This is a genomic window from Actinomycetes bacterium (assembly GCA_036000965.1).
GTDB lineage: Bacteria > Actinomycetota > CALGFH01 > CALGFH01 > CALGFH01 > DASYUT01.
Genome location: DASYUT010000227.1, coordinates 16,361 through 30,061, shown reverse-complemented (window position 1 = coordinate 30,061; position 13,701 = coordinate 16,361). Strand labels below are relative to the sequence as shown.

15 protein-coding genes are annotated in these 13,701 nt (G+C 71.2%); 9 read left to right on the top strand and 6 right to left on the bottom strand.

From position 1 onward, the window contains the following. Window positions 1-516: 516 nt before the first annotated feature. Genes VG276_20615 through VG276_20600 form a run of 4 tightly spaced genes read right to left on the bottom strand, consistent with a single transcriptional unit; the run spans window position 517 to window position 4,171 of the window. Window positions 517-1,209, bottom strand: a complete 693-nt coding sequence (locus VG276_20615) for a TrkA family potassium uptake protein (GenBank protein ID HEV8651729.1) — start codon at window positions 1,207-1,209, stop codon at window positions 517-519. Continuing rightward, window positions 1,209-1,868 carry a TrkA family potassium uptake protein gene (locus VG276_20610; protein ID HEV8651728.1) on the bottom strand — a complete coding sequence of 220 codons (660 nt, stop codon included), beginning with the start codon at window positions 1,866-1,868 and terminating at the stop codon, window positions 1,209-1,211. Before VG276_20610 ends, VG276_20615 begins: the two co-directional genes overlap by 1 nt. A 3-nt stretch (window positions 1,869-1,871) precedes the next feature. After that, window positions 1,872-2,585, bottom strand: a complete 714-nt coding sequence (locus tag VG276_20605; GenBank protein ID HEV8651727.1) for a response regulator transcription factor — start codon at window positions 2,583-2,585, stop codon at window positions 1,872-1,874. Next, on the bottom strand, window positions 2,582-4,171 hold the full coding sequence (locus VG276_20600; protein ID HEV8651726.1) for an ATP-binding protein: 1,590 nt from the start codon (window positions 4,169-4,171) through the stop codon (window positions 2,582-2,584). The genes VG276_20605 and VG276_20600 overlap by 4 nt, the downstream gene beginning before the upstream one ends. Before the next feature lie 251 nt (window positions 4,172-4,422). On the opposite strand from VG276_20600, the gene kdpF reads away from it, so the two are divergent. From kdpF to VG276_20560, 8 genes are all read left to right on the top strand, one after another. After that, on the top strand, window positions 4,423-4,512 hold the full coding sequence (gene kdpF / locus VG276_20595) for a K(+)-transporting ATPase subunit F (protein HEV8651725.1): 90 nt from the start codon (window positions 4,423-4,425) through the stop codon (window positions 4,510-4,512). Next, window positions 4,513-6,249, top strand: a complete 1,737-nt coding sequence (kdpA, locus tag VG276_20590; GenBank protein HEV8651724.1) for a potassium-transporting ATPase subunit KdpA — start codon at window positions 4,513-4,515, stop codon at window positions 6,247-6,249. Window positions 6,250-6,324: 75 nt separating this feature from the next. Continuing rightward, window positions 6,325-8,442, top strand: coding sequence for a potassium-transporting ATPase subunit KdpB (gene kdpB, locus VG276_20585; GenBank protein ID HEV8651723.1), 2,118 nt, complete (start codon window positions 6,325-6,327; stop codon window positions 8,440-8,442). A 19-nt stretch (window positions 8,443-8,461) separates the two neighbouring features. Continuing rightward, the gene (gene kdpC, locus VG276_20580; GenBank protein ID HEV8651722.1) at window positions 8,462-9,043 is read left to right on the top strand and encodes a potassium-transporting ATPase subunit KdpC; all 582 of its coding nucleotides are present in this window, start codon (window positions 8,462-8,464) and stop codon (window positions 9,041-9,043) included. A gap of 67 nt (window positions 9,044-9,110) precedes the next feature. Then, window positions 9,111-10,235 carry a universal stress protein gene (locus tag VG276_20575; protein HEV8651721.1) on the top strand — a complete coding sequence of 375 codons (1,125 nt, stop codon included), beginning with the start codon at window positions 9,111-9,113 and terminating at the stop codon, window positions 10,233-10,235. A gap of 162 nt (window positions 10,236-10,397) precedes the next feature. Then, the gene (locus VG276_20570; GenBank protein HEV8651720.1) at window positions 10,398-10,838 is read left to right on the top strand and encodes a DUF309 domain-containing protein; all 441 of its coding nucleotides are present in this window, start codon (window positions 10,398-10,400) and stop codon (window positions 10,836-10,838) included. Continuing rightward, the gene (locus tag VG276_20565) at window positions 10,828-11,208 is read left to right on the top strand and encodes an OB-fold nucleic acid binding domain-containing protein (GenBank protein ID HEV8651719.1); all 381 of its coding nucleotides are present in this window, start codon (window positions 10,828-10,830) and stop codon (window positions 11,206-11,208) included. Before VG276_20570 ends, VG276_20565 begins: the two co-directional genes overlap by 11 nt. 207 nt (window positions 11,209-11,415) lie before the next feature. Next, window positions 11,416-11,613, top strand: a complete 198-nt coding sequence (locus VG276_20560; protein ID HEV8651718.1) for a DUF397 domain-containing protein — start codon at window positions 11,416-11,418, stop codon at window positions 11,611-11,613. Window positions 11,614-11,758: 145 nt separating this feature from the next. On the opposite strand, the gene VG276_20555 is transcribed toward VG276_20560, so the two are convergent. Next, complete coding sequence (locus tag VG276_20555) at window positions 11,759-11,947, bottom strand: DUF397 domain-containing protein (GenBank protein ID HEV8651717.1); 189 nt, start codon at window positions 11,945-11,947, stop codon at window positions 11,759-11,761. A 433-nt stretch (window positions 11,948-12,380) separates the two neighbouring features. Further along, entirely contained in the window at window positions 12,381-12,623 is a 243-nt protein-coding gene (locus tag VG276_20550) for a hypothetical protein (GenBank protein HEV8651716.1), read from the bottom strand. A 201-nt stretch (window positions 12,624-12,824) separates the two neighbouring features. Here VG276_20550 and VG276_20545 point away from each other — a divergent pair, with 201 nt between their 5' ends. Next, window positions 12,825-13,670 (top strand): helix-turn-helix transcriptional regulator, encoded by an 846-nt coding sequence (locus VG276_20545; protein ID HEV8651715.1) that lies wholly within the window; start codon window positions 12,825-12,827, stop codon window positions 13,668-13,670. Window positions 13,671-13,701: the final 31 nt, after the last annotated feature.

The following is a 13,701-nucleotide window of genomic DNA, read 5'->3' as shown; positions in this document are numbered from 1 at the left end:
TCTGGGCGGCCGGCCACGTCCCGCCCGACCGGGGGCCGGGGGCTCGAGCAGCGAAGCAGAGCGTGGCTCTTGCCGGGCCGCGGCTCCCCCGGCACGATGGCACAGGCGCTCCTGGGGGGCCGTGGCGGGAGCGTGTGCCTGCCAGACCGCGGCTCCTCCAGCACGACGGCGCCGGCGCTGTTGGAGGCTGTGGAGGAGCGTGGACCCCGTGAGCCCGCGGAGCAACCAGACGAGGGCACCGGCGCTCTTGGGGATCCGCCCGACCATGGCACGGGCGCTGTTGGGGGGCCGTGGGGGGAGCGTGTCCTGGTGCACCCGCGGCGCCCCGGGAAGCTGGCACAGGCGCTCTTGGGGGGCCGTGGGGGGAGCGAGCTCCCCCCACATCGAACCAGGACTACGGTCGGGGCAGGCCAGCGCGCTCCGGCCACGAGTGGCGGTCGCCGCCGGAGCGAGCTCCCCCCACATCGAAACAGGACCGCGAGTCGCCAGGCTCCCGGCGACCTTCACCAGACAGACCTAACCAGGCGTGTGGGAGCCGCCGAGCTGACCGCCGAGGAGCCGGCGCACCTCTGGCTCGGCCTCCAAGGTGGTGACGGCCAGCACCTCGTCGCCGGCCTCCAGCCGGCCGGTCTCGCCGGGAGGCAGCACCTGGTCGCCGCGGACCACCGCGACCACGGTGGCCCCGCCGGGCAGCCCCAGTGCGTCCGGGCTGCGGCCGACCGCGGCGGCCTCGTCGTCAAGGGTCAGCTCGACCAGGGCGACGCCTTTGCGCTCCCGGTCGGCGCGCAGCAGCGTCACCACGTCCTGGACGCCCACGGCGGTGTCGAGCAGCCAGGTGAGGATGGTGGGGGCCGACACTGCCGTGTCCACCCCCCAGTCGTCAGTGAACAGCCAGGTGTTCTTGGGGTTGTTGACCCGGGCGACCACCCGCGGCACCGCGTAGTGGCGTTTGGCCAGCAGGCTCACCACCAGGTTGTCCTCGTCGTCGCCGGTGGCGGCGACGACGGTCTCGACCGTGTTCAGGTCGATGCGGTCGAGCACCGACGGCTCGCACGCGTCGCCGGTGACCACCGTGAGGCGGCCGTCGGCCCAGGCCCGCCTGGCCGTCTCGGCGTCCTGCTCCACCACCACCACCTCGTGACCCGCCTCCACCAGGTGGTCGGCGATGTAGGAGCCCCACACCCCGGCGCCTGCCACCATCACCCTCATCAGCGGCGCTCCTCCTCGCTGAGCAGGTCGTCGAGCCGGTCGCGGGCGTCGGCGGCGACCGAGACGCGGACCACGTCGCCCTCGGCCAGCACCGTGGACGTCCCGGGGACGAACGCGCCGCCCCGGCGTGTGATGCTGACCACCCGCAGGCCGCCGCCGTCCTCCAGGTCGGCCACGGAGCGGTCGACCAGGTGCTGGGGCAGTTCCAGGCGGAGCAGGGAGACCTCGCCGCGGCCGAAGGCGCCCTCGTCCTTGAGGGTGCGGTGCTCCAGGTAGTCGACCACCTTGCGCAGGGCCCAGTCGACGCTCGAGACGGTGACCACGCCGAGCTCCTCGTAGATGGCGGCCCGCCTGGGGTCGTGGATGCGGGCGATGACCCTGGGCACCCGGTAGGCGTCCCGGGCCACCCTGGCCGCCACCACGTTGGAGTTGTCGCCGCTGGTGACGGCGACCAGCGCGTCTGCCTGGCCCACCCCCGCCGCCTCCAGCACGTCGCGGTCGAAGCCAATGCCCTCCACCGTCCGGCCCGCGAAGCCCTCGCCGAGCCGGTCGAACGCCTTGCGGTCCTTGTCGACCACGGCGACCGTGTCGCCCCGCTCGACGAGGATCGCGGCAAGGCCGCCGCCGACCCGCCCGCAGCCGACGATCACGACCCGCATCCGCTACGCCTCCGGGTGGGTGGCGGGCTCCTGCTCCGGGACGACGAAGCGGTACCCCATCCCGGGCTCGGTCAGCAGCAGCTGGGGCGCTGCCGGGTCGTCCAGCTTCTTGCGCAGGTTGGCCATGTAGACCCGCAGGTACTGGGACTCCTCGCTGTAGCCGGGGCCCCAGACCCGCTCGAGCAGGAAGCGGTGGGTGCACAGCCGCCCGGCGTTGGTGGCCATGGTCTCGAGCAGCCGGTACTCGGTGGGTGTGAGCCGCACCGGCGCGCCCTCCCTGGTCACGAGCTTGGCGTCGAGGTCGACGGCCACGTCGCCGGCCTGGATCACCCGCGGACGGTCGGCCGCGGCGCCCCGGCCGTGGCGGATGGCGACGCGGATGCGCGCCATCAGCTCGGCCACCCCGAACGGCTTGGTCACGTAGTCGTCGGCGCCGAGGTCGAGGGCGGCCACCTTGTCGCGCTCGGAGTCGATGGCGGTCAGCACCACGACCGGCACCTGGGTCCAGGTCCGCAGCCGGCGCAGCACCTCGAGCCCGGGCACGCCGGGCAGGCCCAGGTCGAGCACCACGCAGTCGGGCTGGTTGGCCTCGACCGCGGCCAGGGCGGCATCGCCCGTGCTGGCGGTGGCCACCTCGTAGCCGCGCACGCGCAGGTTGGCGGCGACGGCCCGCACGATCGGCGGCTCGTCGTCGACGACCAGCACCCGGTCGGTCATCCGACCGCCGCCTGCGCGACCGCCGGCAGGCTGAGCACGAACGTCGACCCGCCGCCCGGGGTCGTCTCGACCCATAGGCCGCCGCCGTGCGCCCGCGCAATCCCTCGGCAGATGGCCAGGCCCATCCCGGTTCCCTCGGGCCGCTTGCCGCCGCCCTTGAGCCGGTAGAACTGGTCGAACACGCGCTCGCGCTCGGGCGCCGGGATGCCCGGGCCGCGGTCGGCCACGCGGATCTCGACCTCCCCCCCGGCCGCCCGGGCGGTGACGGCGACCGGGCCGTTGCCCGCATACTTGCGGGCGTTGTCGAGCAGGTTGGTGAGCACCTGGTCGATCCGCACCAAGTCGACCAGCACCGGGGGCAGGCCCTCGGGCACGTCGATGTCCACTCGCTGTCTGGACGCCGCCCGGGCCCGCCTGATCACCGGCCCGACCAGGTCGCCCACGGTGGTCTCGGTCAGGAGGGGGTCGAGCGCGCCCGCCTCGATGCGCGACATGTCCAGCAGGTTGTGGACCAGCCGGGTCAGGCGGTCGGTCTCCACGTCGATGGTGGCCAGGAACTGCCTGCGCTCGGCCTCGTCCCACTGCACGTCCGGGCTGAGCAGGCTGGAGGCCGACGCCTTGATGGACGCCAGGGGGGTGCGCAGGTCGTGGGAGACGGAGTTGAGCAGGGCGGTACGGAGCCGGTCGGTCTCGACCAGCGCCTCGGCCCGGCTGCGCTCCCGCTCCTGCTGGCCCTGCTCGACGGCGAGGGCGGCCTGGTTGGCGAAGGTGGCGAGCACGCGGCGCTCGGCCTCGCCGAAGCCCAGCGAGTCGGGGCCGCCGGCGATCACGACCATGGCCCCGACCAGCGTGTCCCCGGCCCACATGGGCACGGTCAGGGCCATGCCGGGCCGGAGGTCGCCCTGGGCCGGACCGCGGACCCCGACCGACTGGTCGGCCGTGGCGTCGGCGAAGCGCTGCTCCAGGGCGTCGGGCAGCTGGCCGGCGGCGGCCGCCAGCCGGACCCCCCCGCCGTCCTCGTCGGGCAGCACGATCGCGCAGCCGGCCAGGTCGAACAGCGTGCGCACGGTGCGCACGACCCGCAGCAGGGTCTCGTCGAGGCCGCCGTGGGCGACCAGGCTGGTCGACAGCTCGAACAGCGTGCGGCTCTCGCGCTCCCGCTGCTCGGCCACGGCCCGGCGCCGCTCCATTGCCCCGACCAGCCCGCTGACCACCAGCGCGATCAGCAGGTAGACGCCGAGCGACAGGTAGTCCTGCTTCTCGGTGACGATGAAGGTGTTGTACGGCGGCAGGAACAGGAAGTCGAAGGCCAGGAAGCCGAGCCCGGCCGCGACGAGCCCGGGCCCGAGCCCGCCGGTGGCGGCCGAGGCGACGACCACCAGCAGGAAGGCGAGCACAACGTTGGTCTTGGTGACCTGTCCGCGGAAGGCGAGCAGCACGGCGGTGACCGCGACCGTGCCCACGACGGCCACCGTGTAGGCCAGAGTGGTCCGAGGCCCGGTGACGGCCAGCCGCCGCCGTGATGCGTCCATGTCCAGGTAAGGATAGCCGCGCGGGTCGCCGGCATCGTGCCGGGGTGCCACCACCTGGGCGAAGCTTTGCGTTTCCTTAGCGCCGCCACCGTGGCCTTTGACGGGTCCTTTGCGCCGCCCTGAGACGGTGATCCCACCGAGTGAACACCCACCCCTGCGCTGCTTGGAGGAAGGCATGGATCTCGTCGCCGTCGCCATCGTGCTCGCCCTGGCCGTCGTCGCCTTCCTGTGGCTCAGCTTCATCGAGAAGGCCTGAAGGATCCGAGGAACCCATCAAAGGCCTGAAGGATCCGAGGAACCCACCAATGGACTGGGAGAACGCGCTCGCCCTGATCACGTCGATCGCCCTGATCGGGTACCTGTTCTACACCCTCATCCGACCGGAGCGGTTCTAGATGTTCATCTCCAACGTCGTCCAGCCGCTGCTCCTGCTCGCGGTCGTGGCGCTGCTGGCCGTCCCGGTCGGCGACTACATCGCCCGGGTGATGACCGGCGAGCGTACCTTCCTGCACCCGGTGCTCGGGCCGGTCGAGCGGCTCGCCTACCGCAGCCTGCGCCTCTCGCCCGACCGCGAGCAGTCCTGGAAGGCCTATGCCCGGTCGCTTCTCGTCTTCTCGCTGGCCTCCATCGCCGGCCTCTACGTGCTGCAACGCATCCAGGGCGTGCTGCCGGCCAACCCGGACGGCTTCGCGGCGGTGCCGCCTTACCTCGCCCTGAACACCGCCGTGTCGTTCGTGACCAACACCGACTGGCAGAACTACCTGGGCGAGCAGACGATGAGCCACCTCACCCAGATGGCCGGCCTGGCCGTGCAGAACTTCGTGTCGGCCGGGGTCGGGCTGGCGGTCGCCATCGCCCTCATCCGCGGGCTCACGCGCCGGCGCAGTGAGACGCTCGGCAACTTCTGGGTCGACCTCACCCGGGCGGTCCTGTTCGTGCTGCTGCCGCTGAGCATCCTCCTCGCCTCGGTGCTCATGGGCCGCGGCGTGGTCCAGAACTTCTACGGGCAGCGCGAGGTCGTCACCGTGGCCGGGGCCAGCCAGAAGCTCCCGGGTGGGCCGGTCGCCTCCCAGGAGGCGATCAAGGAGCTCGGCACTAACGGCGGCGGCTTCTACAACGCCAACTCGGCCCACCCGTACGAGAACCCGGACCCGGTCACCGACTTCCTCGAGATGCTGGCCCTGCTGGTGATCCCGTTCGGCCTCACCGCGACCTACGGCAAGCTCGTCGGGTCGCGGCGCCAGGGCTGGGCGGTCTTCGCGGCCATGGCCATCATCTGGGCCGGCATGACGGCCACCGCGATCGTGGCCGAGCAGGCCGGCAACCCGGTCGCCGAGCGGGCCGGGGTCGACCAGGCCGCCGCGGCCGGGACGGCCGCCCAGGCCGGCGGGAACATGGAGGGCAAGGAGACCCGCTTCGGCATCGGCGCCTCGGGCACCTGGGCGGCCAGCACCACCGGCACCTCGACGGGTGCGGTCAACTCCTTCCACGACTCCTACACCGCCATCGGCGGGCTCGTACCCACCTCCCACGTGCTGCTCGGCGAGGTGTCCCCGGGCGGGGTGGGCACCGGGCTGTACGGCATGCTCGTGTTCGTGCTGCTCAGCGTGTTCATCGCCGGCCTCATGGTCGGTCGGACGCCCGAGTGGCTGGGCAAGAAGATCCAGTCCCGCGAGGTGAAGCTCGCCGGCCTGGCCATCCTGATCATGCCGGCCACCGTGCTCACGCTCACCGCGATCGCGGCCATCACCTCGGTCGGCCTCTCGTCGCGGCTCAACCTCGGCCCGCACGGCCTGACCGAGATCCTCTACGCCTTCACGTCCCAGACCAACAACAACGGCTCGGCGTTCGCCGGCCTGACCGGCAACACCCCCTTCTACAACCTGACCGGGTCGGTGGCGATGTTCTTCGGGCGCTTCCTGTTCATCATCCCGGTGCTGGCGATCGCGGGCAGCCTGGCCGCCAAGGAGCGCGTCCCGACCGGGCCCGGCACCTTCCCGACGGACACCCCGCTGTTCGTCGGCCTGCTGGTCGGCGTGGTGCTGATCGTCGGGGCCCTGACCTTCTTCCCGGTCCTCGCCCTCGGCCCGCTCGTCGAGCACCTCCTGCAGGCCATCGGCCAGCTCTTCTAACGAGGACTGCCGACAGCCATCCAGATGGCGATCTCTACCAGACAGGCTCAAGACAGAAAAGGCACACGACACCCCATGGCAACCACTTCGCGCAAGCTCTTCGAGCCGGCGATCGTGCGGGGGGCGGTCGCCGCCTCGTTCCGCAAGCTCGATCCGCGGGTCCAGGTCCGCAACCCGGTGATGTTCGTGGTCGCGGTGGGCAGCGTCCTGGTCACCCTGCGGCTCCTGGTCAACCTGTTCTCCGGCGGCGGTCCCGGCGGCATCTCGTTCACCGGGCAGGTGGCGCTCTGGCTCTGGTTCACGGTGCTGTTCGCCAACTTCGCCGAGGCCATGGCCGAGGGCCGCGGCAAGGCCCAGGCCGACGAGCTGCGCAAGACCCGCAAGGACACGGTCGCCCGCCGCCTCACCGCGGAGGGCGCCACCGAGCAGGTGCCAGCGGCCGAGCTGCGCGCCGGCGACGAGGTGATGGTCGAGGCGGGCGAGGTCATCCCCGGCGACGGCGAGGTGGTCGAGGGGATCGCCTCGGTCGACGAGTCGGCCATCACCGGCGAGTCGGCCCCGGTCATCCGCGAGTCGGGTGGCGACCGCTCGGCGGTCACCGGCGGGACCAAGGTGCTGTCGGACTGGATCCGCGTCCGGGTCACCTCCGAGCCGGGCAAGAGCTTCCTCGACCGCATGATCGCGCTGGTCGAAGGGGCCGAGCGGCAGAAGACCCCCAACGAGATCGCCCTGTCGATCCTGCTCAGCATCCTCACGATCATCTTCCTGTTCGCAGTCGTGACCCTGCAGCCGTTCGCGGTCTACTCGGGCCGGCGGGCCGAGGTGGTGGTGCTCATCGCCCTGCTCGTCTGCCTCATACCGACCACCATCGGCGCGCTGCTCTCGGCCATCGGCATCGCCGGCATGGACCGCATGGTCCAGCACAACGTCCTGGCCATGTCCGGCCGGGCCGTCGAAGCCGCCGGCGACGTCGACACCCTGCTGCTCGACAAGACCGGCACGATCACGCTCGGCAACCGGCAGGCGACCGAGTTCCTGCCCCTGCCCGGCGTCGACATGAGCGAGCTGGTCGACGCCGCCCAGCTCTCCTCGCTGTCCGACGAGACTCCCGAGGGCCGCTCCATCGTGGTCCTGGCCAAGGAGCGGTACGGCCTGCGCGGGCGGGAGCTGCTCGAGCGCCGGGCCCAGTTCGTGGCGTTCACGGCCCAGACCAGGATGTCAGGCGCCGACGTGGACGGGCGCGTGGTGCGCAAGGGCGCGGCCGACGCGGTCGTCAGCTGGGTGGCCGAGCACGGCGGGCACGTCCCGCCCCAGCTCTCCCCGATGGTCGAGGAGATCGCCCGCTCCGGGGGCACCCCGCTGGTGGTGGCCGAGGCGGGACCGGTGGCCGACGGGGCGGCCCCGGCCTCGCGCGCTTCAGGCGGGGTGGCCTCGCGCGCTTCAGGCGAGAGGGCCCGCGCGCTCGGCGTGGTGCACCTCAAGGACATCGTCAAGGGCGGCATGCGCGACCGCTTCGACCAGCTCCGGCGCATGGGCATCCGCACGGTGATGATCACCGGCGACAACCCGCTCACCGCAGCCGCCATCGCCAGCGAGGCGGGCGTGGACGACTTCCTGGCCCAGGCCACGCCCGAGCGGAAGATGGAGCTGATCCGGGGCGAGCAGGGCGGCGGCAAGCTCATCGCCATGACCGGCGACGGCACCAACGACGCCCCGGCGCTCGCCCAGGCCGACGTCGGCGTGGCCATGAACACCGGCACGGTCGCCGCCAAAGAGGCTGGCAACATGGTCGACCTCGACTCCAACCCGACCAAGCTCATCGAGATCGTGGAGATCGGCAAGCAGCTCCTGATCACGCGCGGGTCGCTGACCACCTTCTCGATCGCCAACGACGTGGCCAAGTACTTCGCGATCATCCCGGCGCTGTTCGCCGCCACCTACCCCGTGCTCGACAGGGTGAACGTCCTGCGCCTGGAGAGCCCGCAGTCGGCCGTGCTCTCGGCCGTGATCTTCAACGCCCTCATCATCATCGCCCTGGTGCCCCTGGCCCTCCGCGGCGTGCGCTTCCGGGCGGTCTCGGCCACCGCGCTGCTCCGCCGCAACCTGCTCATCTACGGCCTGGGCGGCATCGTCCTGCCCTTCATCGGCATCAAGCTGATCGACATCGTCATCAACCTGCTCCGCCTCGCCTGACCCAAGGAGCGCTCCCACCATGCTCACCGACATCCGCCGAGGGGTCATCGCCCTCGTCGCGTTCACCGTGATCTGCGGGCTGCTCTACCCGCTGCTCATGTTCGGCGTCGGGCAGGTCGCCTTCCGCGGGGCCACCGACGGCAGCCTGGTCCGGCGCAACGGCCGGGTCGTCGGGTCCGCCCTGATCGGCCAGTCGTTCACCGACCCCAGGTACTTCTGGGGCCGCCCGTCCGCCGCCGGCCCCGACGGCTACGACCCGACCGCCTCGGGCGCGTCCAACCTGGGGCCGACCTCGAAGAAGCTGGCCGGCACGATCGCCGAGCGGGTCGACGCGCTCCTCAAGGCCAACCCGGGCAAGACCGCAGCCGACATCCCGGTCGAGCTGGTCACCGCGTCCGGCTCCGGGCTCGACCCGAACATCTCGCCGGCCGGTGCCGAGTTCCAGGTCGAGCGGGTCGCCCAGGCCCGCGGCCTGGACGTCGAGGCGGTCCGCCGGCTGGTGGAGGAGCACACCCAGGGTCGTGACCTGGGCGTGCTCGGCGAGCCACGCGTGAACGTGCTCCGGCTCAACCTCGCCCTCGACGGCGGAGGCGGTCGCTGACCGCGGCCGCCGGACCTGGACCGATGCGCTGGCAGGCGCCTGGCCGGGGAGCCATCCTGAGCCCATCATGACCGACGGCCTGCACGTCCCCCGCCACGGGCGCCTCAAGATCTTCCTGGGCGCCGCGGCGGGCGTCGGCAAGACCTTCGCCATGCTCGGGGAGGCCCGTGACCTCAAGGCCCAAGGCGTCGACGTGGTCGTCGGCTACCTGGAGCCGCACGGGCGTCGAGCCACCGAGCAGCGGGCGGCCGGGCTCGAGGTCGCGCCGCGCCGGATCGCCCGGGTCAGGGGCCGCCCGTTCGCCGAGATGGACACCGACTGGATCCTGGAGCGCTCCCCGCAGCTCTGCCTGGTCGACGAGCTGGCCCACACCAACCACCCGGGCGGCCGCAACGGCAAGCGCTGGCAGGACGTGGACGACCTGCTCGCGGCCGGGGTCGACGTGTTCACCACCGCCAACATCCAGCACCTCGAGAGCCTCAACGACAAGGTCTTCGAGATCACCGGGGTGCGGGTGCGGGAGACGTTCCCGGACCGGCTGCTGAACCAGGCCGACGAGGTCGTGCTGGTCGACCTCTCGCCCGAGGCGCTGCGCGAGCGCATCGCCCAGGGGCGGGTCTACGCGCCCGAGAAGGTCCGCACGGCGCTGACCAACTTCTTCCGGCCCGACAACCTGGCCGCGCTCCGCGCCCTCGCCCTCCGCGAGGTCGCCGAGCAGGAGGAGGGCAGCCTTGCCGACGCCGGGCCGGACGACGACGAGGTCGTCGCCCTCGGCGAGCGGGTCATGGTCTGCATCGACGGCCGGCCCAACTCGAGCGGGCTGGTGCGCCGGGCCGCCCGCATGGCCCGCCGGTCCAGCGGCAAGCTCTACATGCTCCACGTCGAGCCCGAGGACGAGCGCGAGTCGTCCCAGGTGCACGAGAAGGTCGACGAGGCGGCGGCGCTCGCCCGCCGGCTCGGGGCCACGGTGCTGCGCAGGGGCGGCGACGTGGCCGAGGTCATCGTCGACGCCGCCCGCGAGCTCGGGGTGACCCAGATCGTGCTCGGGGAGTCCCACCGGCCGCGCTGGAAGGAGCTGGTCGGCCAGTCGATCATCGCCCGCATCCTGCGTGAGACCGACGGCGTGGACATCCACATCATCGCCGACGCCCGCGCCCGGGCCGCCAGCTCAGCCCCAGGCCCGAAGGACTGATCCGCCCACGCTCCCCTGGAGCACCGGTCAAGTATCGGCGAGGCGATTGCGCATGCTGCAGAGCCAGGGAGCCCAGCACCCGCCCGCCGTGGGTACTTGACCGGGGCTCCAACCGCCGCCGAGCCGTCGGCGGAGCGGGCGGCGGGCCGCTAGCATTGACCCATGGCGGAGACCCGCAAGCGGGGTACCCGGCCGCGGTTCGAGACCGGCTGGGAGCCGTTCAGCCTGCCCGAGGACGAGGTCCTGCGCCGGGGGGCCGCGCTCTTCGACGACGGCATGTACTGGGAGGCGCACGAGGTCTGGGAAGAGGTGTGGCGCATGCGCGCCGGCCGGCCCGACCGCGACTTCCTCAAGGGCATCATCCAGGGCGCGGCCGGCATGTGGCACGCCACCCAGGGCAACTACAAGGGGGCGGTCAGCGTCATGGGACGGGCGGTGGAGTACCTGGAGCCATACCGCCCGGCCAAGGACGGCATCGACGTCGACGCCCTGAGCGCCTCGCTCCGGGTGGCCGTGGAAGCCTGCCGGAAGGCGCTGGCCGGCGGCCCCGACCCGCAGATCGAAATGGTCAAGCTCAGGCTGGGGGCCCAGGGTGACCAGTGAGGAGCCCAGGGTCACCAGTGAGGAGCCCAGGGTCACCGGTAGGGAGTCGAGGGTCACCAGTAGGGCCAGCCGCCAGCCGCCGGCCGTACCCGGCGACGGCGACGAGGCGGTCACCGCGATGGCCGAGGCGCGGGCGCGCGTCCGGGCCCGCTTCGAGGGCACGGTGCGCCGCATCCGGATCCAGTCGCTGGCCGGCGCTCCCACCCTCGAGGTGCAGCTCGACGACGGCACCGGCCGGCTCTCCGCCCTGTTCATGGGCCGCCGCGGCATCAACGGCATCGAGTGCGGCCGCCGCCTCGCCATCGAGGGCACCCCGGTCGCCGGCGAGCGCGGCCTGACCCTCTACAACCCCGCCTACGACCTGCGCTAGAACCCCGGCCGGTCGGCTTCCCCAGGCCTGGCAGCGACTGGCTTGCGTGGTGGGCGCTGTTGAGCGATACGTTTTGATCGCCTGCAGGCAAGAGGGTAAATTCCGCCGGTTGCCGCCCGGAGTGCGGCAATCCCTGGCCAGCCGGTCGAGGAACACGCATCCCCTCCTCGGCGCCGGGCAGTTGCGTATCCGAGAAGAGGGAGCCAGATGGGCGACCCGCCCCAACTCAAGTGGCGGAAAAGCACCTTTAGTGGCGTCAACGGCTGCGTCGAGGTTGCGTTCCTCGACGGTTCTGTCGCTATGCGGGACTCAAAGGATCGGCACTCCCCGGTCATCGAGTTCACCGCCGCCGAGTGGGCGGCGTTCATCGACGGCGTCCGGGGCGACGAGTTCGGGACTTCCTGAGCCCAGTCACTTCCTGAGCCCAGTCACTTCCTGAAGCCAGTCAAGGAGTCGATCGGCCGAGCCCTCCGGGCGAGGCGTGGTGCCCGACAAGGCGCTGGCCGCGCTCGGAGGGCCTCGTGTTGCAGGGGGCCGGCTGGTCCAGCAGTCAGGTGGGGTCGAACTGCCCGTCACGGACCCCATGTACGAAGGCCGCCCATTCGGCGGCCGTGAACACCAAGATGGGTCCGTGACGTTCCTTGGAGTCACGCACTGCCACGTGACTTTCGACGAACGCAACCTCCACGCAACCGTTCACGGTTGACAGCGTGCTCTTCCGCCACACCGCAGAGGACATGTCCACCATCCCACTTCTCCCTCGTTCCAGCCCATCAGCTCCTCGGGAGAAGCTGAGCAGAGCGGCCGGCCTTCGGACGCAGGTCCTGCTGCGCGCAGGGAGCCGATACTAGCGCATTTCGGTGGATTCGCTCAGGAATCTCTCAAGGACCGATCCCCCCGGTGGATGAGCTCCGCTGCCGGTTCCGGCCGATGGATCTCGCCATGGAGGGGCGGATCAACCCCGCTCACACCAGGCGTGCAGACATGCCCGTCGGTCCAGGACGTTCCGCACTCGCCACAGACGTGCCGGCGCGGCCAGTGCCTGATCGTGCGCGGCCCCTCGAACAGCCAACCGGGCAGGAACGGGATGATCAGCATAGCGACCAAGGCAGCAATGCCGGCCCAGGGAATCGGGGAGTCTGGCACTGGTCCCTCCTCGAAGAAAGCGGCGCTCAGCTCGGCGGGTCCATCCGTCGGTTGCCTCTCCCCCCGTCGAGTGCGCTCTCCGCGCCCGCGGAGGCTCGGTCGGCCCGGAACTCACGGACGCTCGCCGTCCAGCGCCAGTAGAGCCGCATGCCAAGGCGGATGGTGAGGTGGGCCTGCAGCAGCAGGAGCATGACGACGGCCAGCACGATGCTGGCGTCGACCAGGACCCACAGCGTCCTGCCGAACAGGAAGTCGACGCCTCGCATCATCCGCTCCTTCCGCGAGGGCGCCGGACCGGATGACGGGACCGCTGGAGTGTGGTTGATTGAGACTGTTATCTATCACATACCATATGCAAACACCTATATGCAAGGTGCAGATCGAATGAATCCTACAGCAAGCATCGTTCTGAGACTTTCCTAAGCAATCTCGGGTAGACTGCGCCAACTTCACGAGGAGGTCGGAGCCCCGTGACTCGACGAAGCCCCACGGTTCGGCGTCGGCGGTTGGGGATCGAGCTACGCCAGTTGCGGGAGGCCGCCGACCTCACCATCGATCAGGTGGCGAAGGCGCTGGAATGCTCCGACTCGAAGGTCTCCCGCATCGAGACCGGACGGGTCGGCGCGACGCCGCGTGACGTCCGCGACATGTTGGCTCTCTACCAGGTCAGCGACGAGCAGCGCGACGCCCTGATCCAGATCGCTCGGGAGGCTCGCCAAAAGGGTTGGTGGCACGAGTACGGCGATGTGCCCATCGTGCCCGCCTACATCGGCTTGGAGGTTGCCGCTGCCTCCGTCCGCCTCTTCGAGCCCCTCGTCGTCCCCGGCATCTTGCAGACGGTCGAGTATGCGCGAGCGGTGATTCACTCGGTATTCCCGAAGCTGCCTCCCGAGGAGATCGAGCACCGGGCTGAGCTCCGCATGGCCAGACAGTCGCTCCTCACCCAGGACGACCCGCTGGCACTCTGGGTCGTGCTCGACGAGGCGGTCCTGCATCGCCTGATCGGCGAGCATGCGGTTGCCCGCGAGCAGCTCCACCGCCTCATCGAGGCGGCCGAGCTGCCCAACGTGACGCTCCAGATGCTGCCGTTTGCTGCCGGAGTGCACGCGGGCAGCGACGGCGCGTTCAACATCATCGGCTTCGACGAGCCAGCCGACCCCGACCTCGTCTTCCTCGAGCATGCCGCCGTCGCCCTCTATCTCGAGACTGCCGAGGAGGTCGACCGGTTCCGGTTGCTGTTCGACCGCCTGTGCGATACCGCGCTCGACCCCGCAGCCTCGACCGACTTCATCATGGCGCTGGCCAAGGAGCTGTAGCGGGGCATGTCGTGGGGGCCTGATCGCCGCC

What these genes read in the sequence shown, in the direction of transcription:
- VG276_20560 (HEV8651718.1), top strand. Translation starts at nt 11,416, where the DNA reads ATGGGCGACCCGCCCCAACTCAAGTGGCGGAAAAGCACCTTTAGTGGC.
- VG276_20570 (HEV8651720.1), top strand. Translation starts at nt 10,398, where the DNA reads ATGGCGGAGACCCGCAAGCGGGGTACCCGGCCGCGGTTCGAGACCGGC.
- kdpC (HEV8651722.1), top strand. Translation starts at nt 8,462, where the DNA reads ATGCTCACCGACATCCGCCGAGGGGTCATCGCCCTCGTCGCGTTCACC.
- VG276_20605 (HEV8651727.1), bottom strand. Translation starts at nt 2,585, where the DNA reads ATGACCGACCGGGTGCTGGTCGTCGACGACGAGCCGCCGATCGTGCGG.
- VG276_20615 (HEV8651729.1), bottom strand. Translation starts at nt 1,209, where the DNA reads ATGAGGGTGATGGTGGCAGGCGCCGGGGTGTGGGGCTCCTACATCGCC.
- kdpB (HEV8651723.1), top strand. Translation starts at nt 6,325, where the DNA reads ATGGCAACCACTTCGCGCAAGCTCTTCGAGCCGGCGATCGTGCGGGGG.
- VG276_20610 (HEV8651728.1), bottom strand. Translation starts at nt 1,868, where the DNA reads ATGCGGGTCGTGATCGTCGGCTGCGGGCGGGTCGGCGGCGGCCTTGCC.
- kdpA (HEV8651724.1), top strand. Translation starts at nt 4,513, where the DNA reads ATGTTCATCTCCAACGTCGTCCAGCCGCTGCTCCTGCTCGCGGTCGTG.
- VG276_20555 (HEV8651717.1), bottom strand. Translation starts at nt 11,947, where the DNA reads ATGTCCTCTGCGGTGTGGCGGAAGAGCACGCTGTCAACCGTGAACGGT.
- VG276_20575 (HEV8651721.1), top strand. Translation starts at nt 9,111, where the DNA reads ATGACCGACGGCCTGCACGTCCCCCGCCACGGGCGCCTCAAGATCTTC.
- VG276_20550 (HEV8651716.1), bottom strand. Translation starts at nt 12,623, where the DNA reads ATGATGCGAGGCGTCGACTTCCTGTTCGGCAGGACGCTGTGGGTCCTG.
- kdpF (HEV8651725.1), top strand. Translation starts at nt 4,423, where the DNA reads ATGGACTGGGAGAACGCGCTCGCCCTGATCACGTCGATCGCCCTGATC.